Below are 16,364 nucleotides of genomic sequence, written 5' to 3'. Positions count from 1 at the left end.
AAGAGGCACAATCATGGAGTTAAGCGATAGATATGAAAATTTAGAGAAAAATATCGGTTATACTTTTAATAATAAAAAATTGCTTAAAAATGCTTTAACACATAGTTCATGGGCAAATGAAAGCAAAAACTTTCTAAGCAGCAATGAAAGATTGGAGTTTTTAGGCGATTCTGTATTGAGCATTGTAATAAGTGAATATTTATATAAAAATAGGACTGATTTGGAAGAAGGCTATTTGTCAAAGTATAGAGCCGAAATAGTCTGTGAGCCTTCACTTGCGCGATGTGCAAGAGAGATAGAGATTGGCAAGTATTTAAATATAGGTAGAGGTGAAGAGATGACAGGTGGCCGCAATAGGGATTCTATCCTTGCAGATGCGATGGAAGCTTTAATAGCGGCAGTCTACTTGGATTCAGATCTTAAAACAGTAAGTGAAGTTGTATTAAGGCTCTTTGAGAAAATTATAAACGAAGTTTTAAGCGGATTAATATATCGGGATTATAAAACAAAGTTGCAAGAAGTAACACAAAAAATGGGCTCAGAAAGAGTGAATTATAAACTAATAGATGAATATGGGCCTGATCACAATAAGATGTTTGTGATAGAAGTTTTTGTCGGTGAAAATAGACTTGGTAGAGGAAAGGGAAGAAGTAAAAAAGAAGCTGAGCAATATGCAGCCATGGAGGCTTTAAGCAAGATGGGGTTAATATGAAAGATATCTACATTATACCGATTTTTGTTCCACATTTAGGATGTCCTCATAAATGTGTTTTTTGCAATCAAGACGAAATAACTGGTTTGAAATCGGAAGTAAATGAGGAATACGTAGAAAGAACTATCGAAGATTATTTGAAGACTATTCCGAAATATGCTCACGTTGAGGTTTCCTTTTATGGTGGAAGCTTTACCGGAATACCATTAGAGATACAAAAGAATTTTTTGTCGATTGCACAAAAATATTTGGCTTCAGGAAACATAGATGCAATTCGATTGTCTACCAGGCCTGATTATATAGATGAGATTATTCTTGACAATTTAAAAAGGTATGATGTTTCGATCATAGAACTGGGAGTACAAAGCCTGGATAATGAAGTGCTATTAAGGAGCCATAGAGGTCATAGCATTGATGATGTTTATAGAGCATCAAGGCTTATAAAAGAATATGGATTTACATTAGGGCTACAGATTATGGTAGGATTGCCGGGTGATACTAGACAAAAAACATTAAAAACAGCGGATGAGATAATTTCATTGAAACCTGCGTTTGTAAGGATTTATCCTACTCTCGTTTTGAAAGGCACTTATTTAGAAAAAATGTATAAAAATGGAGTGTATATGCCTATTAGTTTGGAAGATGCTGTGGAGATTTCAAAAGAATTGTACATCAAATTTAAGAAAAACCATATAGATGTAATTAGAATAGGACTACAAGCAACAGATGCGATAAACGTAAATAGAGATGTAGTAGCTGGTCCGTTTCATCCAGCGTTTGGAGAGTTAGTAAAGTCGTCTATTTATAAAGATGTTGTTAAACATCTTTTTCAAAATAACGATATTAAAGAATGTACGGTGTTTATTTATGTCAATCCTCGTTCGGTTTCAGCTTTAATTGGAAACAAAAAAAGAAATAAGATTTACTTAGAATCGGAATTTGGCGTAAAAATTAATATAGTTCAGCTTGAAGATGTTAAAGAAGACAGCGTGCTTTTAGAATATGACGGACGTGTATTTAAAAAATCAATAGAAGATTACATAAATGAGTCCACTATATGATCTTAAAAAAATTTTTATAAAAAGAAGGAATTAGTCATTATTTATAGAATATATATTTTGTATTCATTTTCAATTCTACTAAGGAGGTTATTATAGTGGAGGTTCTAAAAGTATCAGCTAAATCTCAACCTAAATCTGTAGCAGGTGCATTGGCGGCTGTATTGAGAGACAAGTCTGTAGCTGAGATACAGGCTGTCGGAGCGGGAGCCGTAAATCAGGCTGTTAAAGCTATAGCAATAGCAAGAGGATTTGTGGCCCCTAATGGTATAGATTTAATTGCTATACCAGCTTTTTCAGAGATAGAAATAGAAGGGGAGACCCGAACAGCAATAAAGTTCATAGTAGAACCAAGATAATTAAAACCTGCTAAAGCAGGTTTTAATTATCTTGTGGAGTGCCTTTTAATTCTAATTTTTGGAGGGTCTTATGTTTTTAAAGAAATTAGAGATAATAGGATTTAAGTCCTTTGCAGATAGAGTTGTATTGAATTTTGAAAAGGGAATTACAGCAATTGTTGGTCCAAACGGAAGTGGAAAAAGCAATATTTCAGATGCTGTAAGGCTTGTTTTAGGAGAACAAAGTATCAAAAGTTTAAGGGGAAATAAATTAGAAGATGTCATTTTTGTAGGCACAGAAAATAGAAAGCCGTTGAGTTTTGCGGAAGTTACGTTGACACTTGATAACAGTGATCACATGCTTCCACTGGATTTTACTGAGGTGGTAATAACCAGAAAAATATTTAGATCAGGTGAAAGCGAATTTTACATAAACAAGACGCAATGCAGATTAAAAGATGTATTTGAGCTGTTTATGGATACAGGAATAGGGCGAGATGGGTACTCTATCATTGGTCAAGGTAAAATCGATGAGATTTTACTGTCACGACCAGAAGATAGAAGGCAAATTTTTGAGGAAGCTTCTGGAATTTCAAAATACAAATATAAAAAGGAAGAGGCACAAAAAAAATTAGTTGTGACGAATGAAAATATAAATAGGATAAACGATATATTGCTGGAGCTTCAAAATCAATTGGAACCTCTGCATGAACAAAAAATAAAAGCAGAAACTTTCCTGAAATTACAGGAAGAAAAAAAACGCATTGATATAACAATTTATTGCCATGATATAGATGAGCTTTTTAAAAAGTTAAATAATTTTAAATCAGATTATACTGTGATTGAAAAGAATGTGTTGAAATTAAAAACAGAAATCGAAAGCAAAAAAAACACTTTAAATGAAGCGGAATCAGAGCTTGAAAGTTTCAAAGAGCAATTAGACAGAAAAAAACAAGATTATTATAATTCTATAAATGAGATAGAGACATTAAATGGAAAGATAGAACTTTTAAATGAAAAAGTAAAAAATAGTGAAGAAAATATAGATAGATTAAAAAAATCTCTTGAAGATAGTAAGAATAAATCATCTCTTACATCAAAAGAAATAGGTGTAATTAATGACAGCATAAAAGAGATTGAGTCAAAGAAACAATATTTTGAATCAGAATTAAGCATCCTTATTTCAAGGTATGAATCTATAAAAGAAGAGTCTAGTTTAAAACAAATGGAAGTTGAATCTGCAAAAGAAGACGTAGTTGACATTTTAAATGAGATTGCAGAGAATAATAACATTCTTTCAAAGACGGAAATAATGAAAAATAATTTATCCGAAAAATTAAATGATTTAGTTAAAACACAAAACAATCTGCTAAACGACATTGAACTTAAAAATCATGAAATAAACGAAATACAAAATAACATTGAAAGCCTTAATAGTGAATTAGTTATATTTAATGATGATAAAAATTTGACTGAAGAAAAATTAAAGTCATTAGAAGATAATATAAAGATTCAAAATGGGAAATATGAAAAAACATTAAATGAATACAACAGCGCGATAGCTAAGTTAAGGCTTCTAAGGGATATGGATAAAGAATATGAGGGATATAATCACAGCATTAAAAATTTGATGAAGTACATTGAGAAGAATGAGTCATTAAGAAAGAATGTATTAGGTGTAGTTGGAGAATTAATTGATGTAAGAAGTGAATATTCTTTAGCTATTGAGATAGCATTAGGTTCAGCAATTCAAGACGTTATAACGGAAACTACCGAAAGTGCTAAGGATCTCATATCTGTGCTTAAAAAGAATAATTTTGGTAGAGCGACATTTTTGCCACTTGACAATATAACGTACAAACCATTTGATAAATCATTTAATAACTGCGATGGAGTAATAGGATTGGCTTCTGATATTATTGATTACGATAAAAAAATTGAAAAAGCGATAAAATTCATTTTAGGAAGGGTAATAGTAACAAAGGATTTAGATACTGCTATTTCGCTAAGTAGAAAATTTAAAAATCAGTTTAAATTAGTGACATTAAAAGGTGAAGTCATTAATCCTGGTGGTTCTATAACTGGAGGAAGCGTCTTAAAGTCTCAAAATATATTGAAGCGGAAAGAAGATATTAAACTTGAAGATATAAAATGCAATAAATTGGCAAAAGAATTAAAAGAATTGGAAAAGCACAAAGATACTTTAACCAAAGAAATGGAAAAAACAAAAGAAAAATTGGATAATATAATAAATAACATTAATATTAAAGCAGGCATTTTAAATGACTTGATGAAAAATAAATCTTCTTTAGAGATGGAGATAGAAAAATTAAGCACGATTATAAAACAAAGTGAATTAGAAGAAAAACAGATAAGAGATATTATAAATAGCTATGACAAGGAAATTAATAAATACAAAGATAACATATCGCAACTTAATCAAAAAAAAGCTTGTTTAGACAAATTGATCAGAGATTATAAAGACAACAAAGATTCTAGTGCTGATGTTCTCAATAAGCTAGAGGTAGAAATAACTAATTTAAAAATTGAATTAGCAAAATATGAGCAAAAGTTGATGAATGATGTTTCGAAATTAAATGAAAAGGAGTTAGAATATAGCAACATTACTGGATCAATTATTGAGATAGAAAAAAGCATTGACAAGTATGAAAATTTAAAAATAATGTATGAAAAAGATATAAATAGAACTAATGAGAAAAGTGAAATTTTAAATGAAAGGCTTAAAAAGATTAACGAAGAAATACATGAAATAGAAAGAAAGATTGAGACGAAATTGAAAAACATAAATATAGATAAAGAAATATTGGATAAATTAGAAAATGAATATTCTAAAGAAATAGAAAAGAAACGATTAAAAGAATTGAATATTCAAAAACTTGAAATGGAAATTGAAAATATCAAAAATAAACTTTGGGAAGATTATGAGATGACTTTCAACAATGCAAAAGCGAATTTAATAAATGAAAATATTTTGACATTGAGGCAGCAGTTATCAAAAATTAATGCATCTATTAAAGAGTTAGGAATAGTCAATCTAAATGCAATAGAGGAATACAAAAATTTAAAAGAACGATACGATTTTCTGAAAATGCAATATGATGATTTGGTGGAAGCAAAGAATTCACTTAATTCAATTATTGATGATGCAAATAAGATTATAAAGGCCAAATTTAAAGATAATTTTAACTTAATCGAAGCACAATTTAAAGAAACATTTAAAAAATTGTTTGGCGGTGGGAGAGCAGAGTTAATTTTGACAAATCCTGATGATTTGCTTAATACGGGGATAGAAATAAATGTACAGCCTCCTGGGAAAAAGCTTCAAAACATTTCTCTCCTATCAGGTGGCGAAAAAGCATTAGTTGCAATATCATTGCTATTTGCTATGATATTAATAAGACCGACACCTTTTTGTATACTCGATGAAATAGATGCTGCGCTAGACGATGCAAATGTGGATAGATTTGCATCTTACTTGAAAGACCTTTCACGTGAATCACAGTTTATAGTTGTGACTCACAGAAAAGGTACCATGTCAGTTGCTGACACATTATATGGAGTAACTATGCAGGAAAAAGGTGTTTCAAAGTTATTATCGTTAAAATTAGAAAGTGCTTAGAAAGGAATGTAATGTATGCTAAACTTCTTCAAAAAAAATAAAAAAGACGATGAAATTGTAGAAAAAGAAGATAAAAAAGGACTTTATCAGAGATTAAAAGATGGTCTTGCAAGGACAAGGGATAATTTTACATCTAAAATAGATGGCATATTATCGTTTGGAAGAAAAGTAGACGATGAATTGTTTGAAGAATTGGAGGAAATTCTAATATTAGCAGATGTTGGTGTTTCTACAACAGAAAAGATTATTGATAATTTAAAAGAGAAAGCTAAAGAGCAGAAAGTTAAAGATGCAGAAAAAATAAAGGAATTGTTGGCAGAAGAAATATACGATATTATGGAGGCTAAAGAGACGTCGTTTAAAATTACGCAACCAACTTTAATTTTAATTGTTGGTGTCAATGGTGTCGGTAAGACGACGACAATAGGCAAACTTGCCAATAAGTTTAAAAGAGATGGAAAAAGAGTATTGCTAGTGGCAGCAGATACATTTAGGGCAGCAGCCATAGATCAGTTAGAGGTATGGGCAGGAAGAAATAATTGTGAAATAATAAGGCATGAGGAGGGGTCAGATCCAGCATCTGTCCTTTTTGACGGTATAAAAGCTGCGAAATCCAGAAACGTAGATGTTATATTGTGCGATACTGCGGGAAGGTTACACAACAAAAAAAATCTTATGGAGGAATTGAAAAAAATATATAGAGTTGCTCAAAGAGAATTTAATGAAGGCAATATAGAGACGTTTTTGGTTTTAGACGCTACAACTGGCCAAAATGCAATACAACAAGCTAAAATTTTTAAAGAAGCTACAGATGTAACTGGTATAATACTGACAAAACTTGATGGAACAGCAAAAGGAGGCATTGTAATATCGATAAAATCTGAGCTTGATATACCAGTAAGGTTTATTGGTGTAGGAGAAGGTATTGATGACCTTCAAGAATTTGATTCAGAAAAATTTGTTAGGGCATTGTTTGAATAAAAACTTGACAAATTAGCTTTTCTCGTATAAAATCTTAATGTAAAGGCAAGTACCTTAACAGGTGGTATATATATGAATTCTGATTTTGTTGAAATGAATGTATTGTATGATTTTTATGGTTCGCTACTTACAGGCAAACAAATGGATATATTTAAAATGTATTATATGGATGATTATTCATTAGGCGAAATATCACAGGAACTTAATATTTCAAGACAAGGTGTATACGACTCTTTAAAAAGGGCTGAAAGTATTTTAAAATACTATGAAGATAAATTAGGACTTGTAAAAAAATACAATGATAACATGGAAAAGCTCTCTAAAATAAAGCAGTCGATAGGTGAGGTTAAAAAGTATATTTCCGATCAAAAAGTCTTAGAGGCTTTGGAAGATATAGAAAAAGAAATTGATGGTTTAGAATTTTAAATAAAAATTTCTAGGAGGTTTTTGAATGGCATTTGAAAGTCTTACTGGAAAGCTTCAAGACATTTTTAAGAAACTTAGGGGTAAAGGCAAGCTAAGCGAAAAAGATGTAAAAGAGGCTATGAAAGAAGTCAAGATAGCGCTTTTAGAGGCTGACGTTAATTTTAAAGTTGTTAAAGAATTTATAAATACTGTTACTGAAAAGTCTTTGGGGCAAGAAGTAATGGAAAGCCTAACGCCTGCACAGCATGTCATAAAAATTGTCAATGACGAATTGACGGCACTGATGGGTTCTAAAGAAAGCAAGATCAATTTTAGCGATAAACCTCCAACAGTTATAATGATGGTAGGATTGCAAGGTTCCGGTAAGACGACTACAAGTGGCAAACTTGCTAATTATTTAAGGTCTAAAGGAAAAAGTCCTGTACTTGTTGCATGTGATATATACAGACCTGCAGCAATTAAACAGCTTCAAGTAGTTGGTTCATCCATAAATGTGCCTGTTTTTTCGATGGGTGATAAGACTTCACCTGTTGATATTGCAAAGGCTTCTATAGATTTTGCAAGAAATAATAATTATAACGTAGTAATAATTGATACGGCTGGAAGACTTCACGTAGATGAAGAACTGATGGATGAATTGAAAAACATAAAAGATGCCGTGAATCCAAATGAGACACTTTTGGTTGTCGATGCTATGACAGGTCAAGATGTTGTCAATGTAGCTGAATCTTTTAATGAAAAACTTGATATAGATGGAGTTATATTGACAAAACTTGATGGTGATACAAGAGGCGGAGCAGCTTTGTCGGTGAAAGCTGTCACGCATAAACCCATTAAATTTATAGCATCAGGCGAAAAATTTACTGACATAGAAGTTTTTCATCCAGATAGAATGGCTTCAAGAATATTGGGAATGGGAGATGTTTTAAGCTTAATTGAAAAAGCTCAGGCACAGATAGATGAAAAAAAGGCATTGGAGCTGCAAAAAAAGATTTTAGAGCAACAGTTTTCGTTTGATGACTTTTTAGATCAATTGCAGGGATTAAAAAACATGGGGCCAATTGATCAGTTGTTTTCCATGATACCTGGTGTAAATATGTCAAAATTAAAAGGAGTAAACATAAGTGATAAGGACATAAAGAGGATAGAGGCAATAATTCAGTCAATGACTAAGGAAGAAAGACAGAATCCTTCTATCATAAATGGCAGCAGAAAAAAAAGAATCGCTGCTGGCAGTGGTACATCGATTCAGCAAGTAAATAGCTTGCTTAAACAGTTTGAGCAAACTAAGAAGATGATGAAGCAGTTTACTGATATGGGCAAAAATATGAAAATAGGCAAAAGAAAAATGCCATTTTTCAGATAAATATTTGGCTTTAAAAGGAGGTGATAAAGTGGCAGTCAGGATTAGATTAAAAAGAATGGGTGCGAAAAAGTCACCATTTTACAGATTCGTTGTGGCCGATTCAAGATCACCACGTGATGGTAAGTTTATAGAGGAGATTGGATATTATAATCCAGTATCTAATCCAAAGGAAATTAAAATTGATTCTGAAAAAGCAATAAAGTGGCTAAAAGTAGGTGCACAACCATCTGACACGGTTAGAGCTCTATTCAAAAAAGAAGGTATATTTGATAAAATTAACAATTAAAATGCTGTTTTAGGAAGGGATAAACATGGGTGAATTAGTTAAGTTCATTGCGAAATCTCTTGTTGACAACCCTGATGCAGTTCAAATTAATGAAATTGAAGGTGAGCAGTCAATTATAATAGAGCTTAAGGTTGCTCCAGAAGATATGGGAAAAGTTATAGGTAAACAAGGTAGGATAGCAAAAGCTATAAGAACTGTTGTTAAGGCTGCTGCGACCAAAGAGAAAAAACGTGTCATCGTAGAAATAATTTAGGTGATTTTATGGATGATTATTTATCCGTAGGCAAAATTACATCTGCATACGGTGTAAACGGCGAAGTCAAGGTATATCCGCTTACAGATCATTTAGATAGATTTTATGATCTTGATTATGTGTATATTTTTGATGATGACAAAAGGGTTCAATATCAAATTGAATCAGTAAGATTTATTAAGAATCTTGTTTTGATAAAATTTTATGAAGTAAATGACAGAAATGAGGCGGAGAAGCTTAAAAACAAATTTATAAAAATAACGATGGATGATGCTGTAGAGTTAGAAGAAGACGAGTATTTTATTAAAGATTTGATAGATATGAAAGTTTACACTGATGACAAAAGAGAGTTGGGTGTATTAAAGGACGTGTTAAAAACTGGTGCTAATGATGTGTATGTAGTAAAAACAGATGAGAGGGATATATTGATACCTGCCATTAAAGATGTGATTAAAGATGTGGATGTAAATGGCAAAAAAATGATAGTCCATCTTTTGGAGGGGCTATAGTGGTTTTTAATGTTTTAACGATTTTTCCTGATATGTTTGAAGGTATACTCAGAAATAGCATTCTAAAAAGGGCAATCGAGAGAGAATTGATAAAAGTAAATTTGGTAAATATCAGGGATTATTCGAAAGACAAACATAAGAAAACCGATGATTATCCATATGGTGGCGGGTATGGCATGGTAATGATGGTTCAGCCAATATACGATGCAATTAATGCAGTCAAGTCATCTAAAGATATGCCAGTTTTTTATATGGGTCCTAAAGGGAAAAGATTCGATCAAAAAAAAGCAATAGAGCTATCAAAATACGACGAAATAATCATTTTATGTGGACATTACGAGGGAATCGACGAAAGAGCGTATTCACTAATAGATGAGGAGATATCAATAGGTGATTTTATCTTGACAGGCGGCGAAATCGCTGCGATGGCAGTCATAGATTCTGTGTCAAGGTTGATACATGGTGTTTTGCCGCAAGATGAAAGTTTTATAGATGAATCTTTTTATTGTGGTTTATTAGAATATCCTCAATATACAAGGCCTGAAATATTTAATGGGATGGAAGTCCCGAAAGTGTTACTGTCTGGAAACCATGCAGAGATTGCTAAGTGGAGAAGGCAGAAATCATTAGAGACTACGCTTAATTTACGCCCAGATCTTTTGGATAGAAAATATCTATCAGAACAAGATATTGAATATCTTAAAGAGTTAGGTTATTCGGATATTTGAAAGGAGGGAAAAAAATGAATCTAGTTGATATTGTAGAAAGAGAACAATTGAGAGAAGTACCTGAATTTAATGTTGGTGATACTGTAAGAGTACATTATAAAGTTATCGAAGGTGACAAAGAAAGAATTCAGGTTTTTGAAGGTGTTGTTATAAAAAGAAGTGGTGGTTCATTAAGAGAAAACTTTACCGTAAGGCGTATTTCTTATGGTGTTGGAGTAGAAAGGACTTTCCCACTTCACTCACCTAGGATTGAAAAGATAGAAGTAGTAAGAAAAGGTAGAGTTAGAAGAGCTAAACTCTATTATGTTAGGAAAAGAGTTGGCAAAGCTGCTAAAATTCAAGAGAAGAAATAAAGGGGACTTGATTGGTCCCTTTTTCAATATTTGGAGGAAATTATGTATCAATGGTATCCTGGACACATGGCAAAAACTAAACGCCTGATTGAAGAAAATTTAAAAATAGTAGATATTGTTTATGAGTTATTAGATGCTCGAATTCCAAAAAGCAGTAGAAATCCATTGATAGATGACTTAGTCAAAAATAAAAAACGAATTATTTTACTTAATAAATCCGATTTGGCTGATTTAGAAGTCAATAAAATGTGGAACGATTATTTCAACCTTAAAGGTCATGTAAGCCTTAATATAAATTCTTTAGATAGCAAATGCATTCAAAGTATTTACGAATTGACTTTAAAAGAGTGCAGCGATATAATCGATAAAAAAAGACAGAAGGGTATAAAAACCAAATTAAGGGCAATGATAGTCGGTATACCTAACGTTGGAAAATCAACATTGATAAATTCATTAATAAAAACAAAAAATGCTAAGACAGGCAATAAACCAGGTGTGACAAAATCGAAGCAGTGGATTAAAACACCTTATTTTGATTTATTAGATACTCCAGGCATTCTGTGGCCTAAATTTGAAGACGAACATGTTGGAATAATGTTGGCTTTAACTTCTGCAATTAAAGATGAGCTATTAAATCATGAAGAGTTGGCATATTCATTACTTGATATATTGAGAATAAATTATCCAGAGCTTTTAATGAAAAGATACAAGTTAGAAGACATAGGCAAAGATGTGTATAAATTACTCACAGATATAGGTAAAGCAAGAGGTTGTTTGTCTTCTGGAGGAATTGTTGACACAGAGCGTGCTGCAAAAATCATTATTGATGATTTTCGCACAGGGAAAATCGGCAAAATATCTCTTGAAAGACCTAATTAGGGGGATTTTTGATGCTTTCTATAACAAAAAGCATGGCAATCTTAGGCATTGACGGATATGTAGTAGATGTAGAAATTGATATATCAAATGGGCTTCCTGCTTTTGATATAGTCGGATTAGGCGATACAGAGATAAAAGAATCGAGAGATAGAGTAAGAGCTGCTATAAAAAATAGTGGCTACGAATTTCCGGTTAAAAAAATAACAGTAAATTTAGCGCCTGCTAATACTAAAAAAGAAGGCACATCGTTTGATCTGCCGATAGCTGTAGGAATACTTATATGCACTGGACAAGTTAAAACTGTTGATAATGATACAGTTTTGCTGGGGGAGCTATCACTTGATGGTTCTCTACGGCCAATTAAAGGTGCGTTGCCTATGGCTATGGATGCAAGACTCTACGGAATTAAAAGGATAATACTGCCGTATGCAAATGCAAAAGAAGCTGCCATAACAAAAGATGTAGAAGTTATACCTGTCAAATCATTAAAAGACGTTGTTGATTACATAAACGGTATAAAAGTAATCAACAGTATTAAAATCGATATTGATGAGCTTTTCAAAAGAGAAAATTATGATGTAGATTTTTCTGATGTAAAAGGACAGGAAAATGCAAAAAGAGCATTTGAAATTGCTGCTGCCGGTGGCCACAATGTTATGCTTGTAGGTCCTCCTGGTTCAGGCAAAACCATGTTGGCAAGAAGGTTTCCTACCATACTTCCAGAGATGACTTTGGAAGAGGCATTAGAAGTTACAAAAATACATAGCATAGCAGGGACTTTGCCTGAAGATGTATCACTCCTGACAAACAGGGTTTTTCGAGCGCCTCACCATACTATTTCAACAGTTTCTTTAGTTGGCGGTGGCAGGATTCCGCGACCAGGAGAAGTTTCTTTAGCGCATTACGGTGTTTTATTTCTTGATGAGTTTCCTGAATTTCGTAGAGATGCTATTGAAGCGCTTAGGCAACCGTTAGAAGATGAATGTGTGACAATATCACGAGTCAACGCTACTTTTACGTATCCGGCTAAAGTAATTCTCGTTGTCGCATTAAATCCATGTCCTTGCGGCTATTTGGGCGACGATACTCATGAATGTAGATGTACTCCTAATGAAATAAGGCGTTATCAAAATAAGATTTCTGGTCCTTTATTGGATAGGATCGATTTGCATGTGGAAGTAAATCGCGTCGACAAGCAAAAATATTTTGATGATGATACAAATGTCGAAACATCAGAGATGATACGCAATAGAGTAAAAAAGGCAAGAGAGATTCAATTAAAAAGGTATAAAGGCAGTGGTATATTTTTTAATTCTCAGCTAAATAATAATATGATAAAAAAATACATAAAACTTGATGAAAAAACTACAGATATGATAAAAGAATACTTTGATACATTAGGACTTAGTGCCAGAGCTTATAATAAAATAGTGAAAGTAGCAAGGACGATTGCTGATCTAGAAGGAAGTCATGATGTTAAATATGAACATGTTGTAGAAGCATTTCAGTATAGAAATTTAAATAATAAATACATAAGCAACTGAAAGAGGTGTGAAAGATGCAGAGAGTTTTTTCAGGTGTGCAACCGACAGGGGATATTCATATTGGCAATTACTTAGGAGCAATGAGACAATTTGTAAAACTTCAAGATAATTATAGCTGTTTGTTTTGTATTGTGGATTTGCATGCATTGACGGTTCCGCAAGATCCAGAAACTTTGCGCAAAAAATCCATCGAATTGGCTGGACTTTATCTTGCCATAGGCCTTGATCCAAAAAAAGTGATTATTTTTGTTCAATCACATGTTAAAGAGCATTCAGAACTTGCTTGGTTGCTACAGTGTATGACATATTTTGGCGAGTTAAATAGGATGACTCAATTTAAAGAGAAAAGCAAAGGCAAAGAGTCTGTTTCTGTAGGTTTGTTCACGTATCCTGATCTGATGGCGGCAGATATCCTGCTATACGATACGAATTTTGTTCCTGTAGGCAATGATCAAAAACAACATTTAGAGCTTACAAGAGATATAGCTATAAGATTTAACAATAGATTTGGCGATACTTTTGTAATACCTGAACCGATGATTTTGAAGACTGGTTCGAGAATAATGAGCTTGACTGAACCTGATAAAAAAATGAGCAAAAGCAACGAAAATCAATACAGCAAAATAAATTTATTAGATGAACCTTCTTTGGTAAAGAAAAAAATCATGAAGGCAGTCACAGATTCAGAGAACATGATAAGATATGATCCTGAGAATAAACCAGGTTTAAGCAATTTGCTTACGCTATACAGCGCATTTACCGACATAAGCATAGAAGACGTGGAAGCAAGGTTTAAGGGGCAAGGGTATGGAACCTTAAAGAAAGAACTGGTTGATGTCATAGTAGAAAGACTTCAGGAAATACAATCTAATTACAGAAACTTAGATTTAAATTTTATAAATGAAGTATTAAAAGACGGTGCTGAAAAAGCTAGTGAAATTGCAAAGGCAACTGTAAATAAAGTTAAGGATAAGATGGGACTTTTACCTAAAGCGTAAATGCGTCTTTTATGTGATTTATATTGTTAAGCTTAAATGTTTTTGGATCTACTAATATCTCAATTACATCAAATCTAAAAATATGATTTGTATATTTTTCGTTAAATGCCAAAAAAGTTTCCGCGACTTTAATGATTTTGCTTTTTTTATGGTACGTTACCGCTTCCTTGGGATAGCCGAATTTTGTTGAAGTCCTTGTTTTAACTTCAACAAAAATCAGGCTATCTTTATTTAACGCTATTATATCTATTTCTCCGATAGAGCATCTAAAATTTTTGCAGACAATATTATAACCGGATTTTTTTAAATAATTTTCTGCAATTGTTTCTCCCAAATTACCTAATATTTTATTATTCATGTAATCAATCACCTAATATACTTTTTAAAAAGGTTTTTCTATGTATTGGGCATGGCCCGTATTTCTTTATAGCTTCTATGTGTTCTTTTGTGCCATAACCTTTGTTTTTGCAAAACCCATACTGTGGATACATTTCATCGTATTTTCTCATTATGTTATCCCTTGTAACTTTAGCTACTATAGATGCAGCTGCAATCGAGATGCTTTTTGCGTCACCTTTTATTATAGGCATTTGTGCAATATCAATGTCTGGTATTGATATTGCGTCTACCAACAAAAAATCAGCTTTAATATTAAGATTAGAAATCGCCAATTTCATGGCTTCATAAGTGGAGTTTAGTATGTTTATTCTGTCAATGTGTTCATTATCTATTATGCCAATGCCATATGCAATAGCTTTTTTTTTAATTATTTCAGACAATAGTTCTCTTTTTGACTCGCTTAATTTTTTTGAATCATCAATATCTGGAATAAATGATTGTTTTGGAAGTATGACACATCCTGCAACGACAGGACCTGCTAAAGGTCCTCGCCCTACTTCGTCAATTCCTCCAATCAACTTATAATCTAAATTGTAAAGTTCATTTTCGTATTTCATTAAGTTATTTAATCTATTTTTTTCTTTTTCAAGCCATCTTAAAGCATTACTGCTTATCTTGCATCCTTCTATTTCGAATCCATAGTTGTATATGTGCTCTTTTAAACTTTTTATCGTAAAAAATTGTTTCACCATTTTATCACCCAACTTATACTTATTCGACAAAAATATATAAAATACCTGCTTTTATTTTTTATTTTTTATTATTATAATGATAATGTTTAAATATATATTTGAGGTGCAATAATGGATAAGAATAAAGTATTTTCTGTTTGGCTTAGTTCAATTAATGGCGTAGGTTCAAAGACTTTTAAAAAACTTGTGGATTACTTTGGAAATGCAGAAAATGTATATAAGTCAAGCTTGGAAGATATAAAACAAGTGGTTAGTAATGGAAGGATTTTGAACAGTATAATAGAAGCGAAAAAAATTGAACCGTACAAATACGCAGAAAGGTTACATAAAGAAAAAGTAAAAGTTCTATTGATAGATGATGATGAATACCCAAAGCTACTTCGAGAAATATACGATGCGCCTCCAGTTTTATATGTAAAAGGTAATATTACTGAATCTGATGATATGTCAATTGCCATAGTTGGTTCAAGAAATGCTACATCGTACGGCAAATCGATGTCTGAAAAATTTTCATACGAATTATCGAAGCATGGGTTTACTATAATAAGTGGGATGGCTAGAGGAATCGACAGTCAAGCTCATAAAGGCGCTATAAAAGCTGGAGGAAGGACAATTGCAGTACTTGGGTGCGGGGTAAATATAGCATATCCTGAAGAAAATAAAAAATTGATGGAAGAAATAATTTCTAAAGGTGCTGTTGTATCTGAATATCCGCTTGATTATCTTCCTGTAGCTGGCAATTTTCCTGCTAGAAACAGGATAATAAGCGGCTTGTCACTAGGCGTATTAGTTGTCGAGGCGGGTGTTAAAAGCGGTTCTTTGATTACTGCTAAATTTGCATTGGAACAGGGAAGAGATGTTTTTGCTGTTCCAGGTATTATTACAAGTGCTTACAGCCAAGGCACAAACGGACTAATAAAGCAAGGTGCAAAGTTAGTCGCAAGTGTCAGCGATATACTTGATGAGTATAATTTTAGAGAAGATATAAAAACAAGAATAAATGAGCGATTCGTAAATACACTAAGCAGTGAAGAACAAAAACTGTACGCTATAATATCAGAATGCCCGAGAGATATAGAAGAAATTGTGGAGATAACTAAATTTCCTATATCTAAAGTCAATTATCTTTTGTCATCACTGACGATTAAAGGGCTTATTGTCAGGTTACCTGGAAATAAATATGAAAAGAGTTTTAATTAATA

At 32.5% G+C, this 16,364-nt stretch carries 18 protein-coding genes; 16 read left to right on the top strand and 2 right to left on the bottom strand.

Annotated elements, in window-relative coordinates:
• Positions 1–13 precede the first annotated feature (13 nt).
• The 15 genes from rnc to trpS all read left to right on the top strand — a co-directional run bounded on the left by rnc (position 14) and on the right by trpS (position 14,071).
• Positions 14–712 carry a ribonuclease III gene (rnc, locus tag JJQ93_RS04105; protein WP_085112007.1) on the top strand — a complete coding sequence of 233 codons (699 nt, stop codon included), beginning with the start codon at positions 14–16 and terminating at the stop codon, positions 710–712.
• The gene (locus JJQ93_RS04100) at positions 709–1,773 is read left to right on the top strand and encodes an elongator complex protein 3 (protein WP_274892833.1); all 1,065 of its coding nucleotides are present in this window, start codon (positions 709–711) and stop codon (positions 1,771–1,773) included. The genes rnc and JJQ93_RS04100 overlap by 4 nt, the downstream gene beginning before the upstream one ends.
• 95 nt (positions 1,774–1,868) lie before the next feature.
• A complete protein-coding gene (locus tag JJQ93_RS04095) occupies positions 1,869–2,129 on the top strand; it encodes a stage V sporulation protein S (RefSeq protein ID WP_013788129.1) in 261 nt (86 codons plus the stop codon).
• A 70-nt stretch (positions 2,130–2,199) separates the two neighbouring features.
• Positions 2,200–5,748: a chromosome segregation protein SMC gene (smc, locus tag JJQ93_RS04090; protein WP_274892832.1), complete on the top strand. Its 3,549-nt coding sequence runs from the start codon at positions 2,200–2,202 to the stop codon at positions 5,746–5,748.
• A 15-nt stretch (positions 5,749–5,763) separates the two neighbouring features.
• Entirely contained in the window at positions 5,764–6,729 is a 966-nt protein-coding gene (gene ftsY, locus JJQ93_RS04085) for a signal recognition particle-docking protein FtsY (RefSeq protein ID WP_085112004.1), read from the top strand.
• Positions 6,730–6,801: 72 nt separating this feature from the next.
• A complete protein-coding gene (gene ylxM, locus JJQ93_RS04080) occupies positions 6,802–7,155 on the top strand; it encodes a YlxM family DNA-binding protein (RefSeq protein WP_085112003.1) in 354 nt (117 codons plus the stop codon).
• A 25-nt stretch (positions 7,156–7,180) separates the two neighbouring features.
• Positions 7,181–8,521: a signal recognition particle protein gene (gene ffh / locus JJQ93_RS04075; protein ID WP_274892831.1), complete on the top strand. Its 1,341-nt coding sequence runs from the start codon at positions 7,181–7,183 to the stop codon at positions 8,519–8,521.
• A gap of 28 nt (positions 8,522–8,549) precedes the next feature.
• Entirely contained in the window at positions 8,550–8,807 is a 258-nt protein-coding gene (gene rpsP / locus JJQ93_RS04070; RefSeq protein WP_013788124.1) for a 30S ribosomal protein S16, read from the top strand.
• A 25-nt stretch (positions 8,808–8,832) separates the two neighbouring features.
• Positions 8,833–9,060 (top strand): KH domain-containing protein, encoded by a 228-nt coding sequence (locus tag JJQ93_RS04065; protein WP_013788123.1) that lies wholly within the window; start codon positions 8,833–8,835, stop codon positions 9,058–9,060.
• A gap of 8 nt (positions 9,061–9,068) precedes the next feature.
• The gene (gene rimM / locus JJQ93_RS04060; protein ID WP_085112001.1) at positions 9,069–9,569 is read left to right on the top strand and encodes a ribosome maturation factor RimM; all 501 of its coding nucleotides are present in this window, start codon (positions 9,069–9,071) and stop codon (positions 9,567–9,569) included.
• Positions 9,569–10,297: a tRNA (guanosine(37)-N1)-methyltransferase TrmD gene (trmD, locus tag JJQ93_RS04055; RefSeq protein ID WP_085112000.1), complete on the top strand. Its 729-nt coding sequence runs from the start codon at positions 9,569–9,571 to the stop codon at positions 10,295–10,297. The genes rimM and trmD overlap by 1 nt, the downstream gene beginning before the upstream one ends.
• 14 nt (positions 10,298–10,311) lie before the next feature.
• Positions 10,312–10,650 carry a 50S ribosomal protein L19 gene (gene rplS / locus JJQ93_RS04050; protein ID WP_014758630.1) on the top strand — a complete coding sequence of 113 codons (339 nt, stop codon included), beginning with the start codon at positions 10,312–10,314 and terminating at the stop codon, positions 10,648–10,650.
• Between the two features lie 42 nt (positions 10,651–10,692).
• On the top strand, positions 10,693–11,529 hold the full coding sequence (gene ylqF / locus JJQ93_RS04045; RefSeq protein WP_274892830.1) for a ribosome biogenesis GTPase YlqF: 837 nt from the start codon (positions 10,693–10,695) through the stop codon (positions 11,527–11,529).
• Between the two features lie 11 nt (positions 11,530–11,540).
• Entirely contained in the window at positions 11,541–13,073 is a 1,533-nt protein-coding gene (locus tag JJQ93_RS04040) for a YifB family Mg chelatase-like AAA ATPase (RefSeq protein ID WP_085111998.1), read from the top strand.
• Positions 13,074–13,087: 14 nt separating this feature from the next.
• On the top strand, positions 13,088–14,071 hold the full coding sequence (trpS, locus tag JJQ93_RS04035; protein WP_274892829.1) for a tryptophan--tRNA ligase: 984 nt from the start codon (positions 13,088–13,090) through the stop codon (positions 14,069–14,071).
• On the opposite strand, the gene JJQ93_RS04030 is transcribed toward trpS, so the two are convergent.
• Positions 14,061–14,429: a YraN family protein gene (locus tag JJQ93_RS04030; RefSeq protein ID WP_085111996.1), complete on the bottom strand. Its 369-nt coding sequence runs from the start codon at positions 14,427–14,429 to the stop codon at positions 14,061–14,063. The two genes, trpS and JJQ93_RS04030, sit on opposite strands and share 11 nt — an antisense overlap.
• 4 nt (positions 14,430–14,433) lie before the next feature.
• Positions 14,434–15,162, bottom strand: coding sequence for a ribonuclease HII (gene rnhB / locus JJQ93_RS04025; RefSeq protein WP_284700645.1), 729 nt, complete (start codon positions 15,160–15,162; stop codon positions 14,434–14,436).
• Positions 15,163–15,273: 111 nt separating this feature from the next.
• On the opposite strand from rnhB, the gene dprA reads away from it, so the two are divergent.
• On the top strand, positions 15,274–16,362 hold the full coding sequence (dprA, locus tag JJQ93_RS04020) for a DNA-processing protein DprA (RefSeq protein WP_274892827.1): 1,089 nt from the start codon (positions 15,274–15,276) through the stop codon (positions 16,360–16,362).
• Positions 16,363–16,364 lie beyond the last annotated feature (2 nt).

This window comes from Thermoanaerobacterium sp. R66, from assembly GCF_028895185.1.
In the GTDB taxonomy this organism is placed as follows: Bacteria; Bacillota; Thermoanaerobacteria; order Thermoanaerobacterales; family Thermoanaerobacteraceae; genus Thermoanaerobacterium.
Note: the sequence above shows the minus strand (reverse complement) of the source record. Positions and strands in the feature narration are given on the sequence as shown.

Excerpts from the sequence above, each read along its gene's own strand:
- JJQ93_RS04100 (WP_274892833.1), top strand. The coding sequence starts at position 709 with ATGAAAGATATCTACATTATACCGATTTTTGTTCCACATTTAGGATGT.
- ylxM (WP_085112003.1), top strand. The coding sequence starts at position 6,802 with ATGAATTCTGATTTTGTTGAAATGAATGTATTGTATGATTTTTATGGT.
- rnhB (WP_284700645.1), bottom strand. The coding sequence starts at position 15,162 with ATGGTGAAACAATTTTTTACGATAAAAAGTTTAAAAGAGCACATATAC.
- trpS (WP_274892829.1), top strand. The coding sequence starts at position 13,088 with ATGCAGAGAGTTTTTTCAGGTGTGCAACCGACAGGGGATATTCATATT.
- ftsY (WP_085112004.1), top strand. The coding sequence starts at position 5,764 with ATGCTAAACTTCTTCAAAAAAAATAAAAAAGACGATGAAATTGTAGAA.
- rimM (WP_085112001.1), top strand. The coding sequence starts at position 9,069 with ATGGATGATTATTTATCCGTAGGCAAAATTACATCTGCATACGGTGTA.
- JJQ93_RS04065 (WP_013788123.1), top strand. The coding sequence starts at position 8,833 with ATGGGTGAATTAGTTAAGTTCATTGCGAAATCTCTTGTTGACAACCCT.
- ylqF (WP_274892830.1), top strand. The coding sequence starts at position 10,693 with ATGTATCAATGGTATCCTGGACACATGGCAAAAACTAAACGCCTGATT.
- JJQ93_RS04030 (WP_085111996.1), bottom strand. The coding sequence starts at position 14,429 with ATGAATAATAAAATATTAGGTAATTTGGGAGAAACAATTGCAGAAAAT.
- smc (WP_274892832.1), top strand. The coding sequence starts at position 2,200 with ATGTTTTTAAAGAAATTAGAGATAATAGGATTTAAGTCCTTTGCAGAT.
- ffh (WP_274892831.1), top strand. The coding sequence starts at position 7,181 with ATGGCATTTGAAAGTCTTACTGGAAAGCTTCAAGACATTTTTAAGAAA.
- dprA (WP_274892827.1), top strand. The coding sequence starts at position 15,274 with ATGGATAAGAATAAAGTATTTTCTGTTTGGCTTAGTTCAATTAATGGC.
- rplS (WP_014758630.1), top strand. The coding sequence starts at position 10,312 with ATGAATCTAGTTGATATTGTAGAAAGAGAACAATTGAGAGAAGTACCT.
- rnc (WP_085112007.1), top strand. The coding sequence starts at position 14 with ATGGAGTTAAGCGATAGATATGAAAATTTAGAGAAAAATATCGGTTAT.
- JJQ93_RS04040 (WP_085111998.1), top strand. The coding sequence starts at position 11,541 with ATGCTTTCTATAACAAAAAGCATGGCAATCTTAGGCATTGACGGATAT.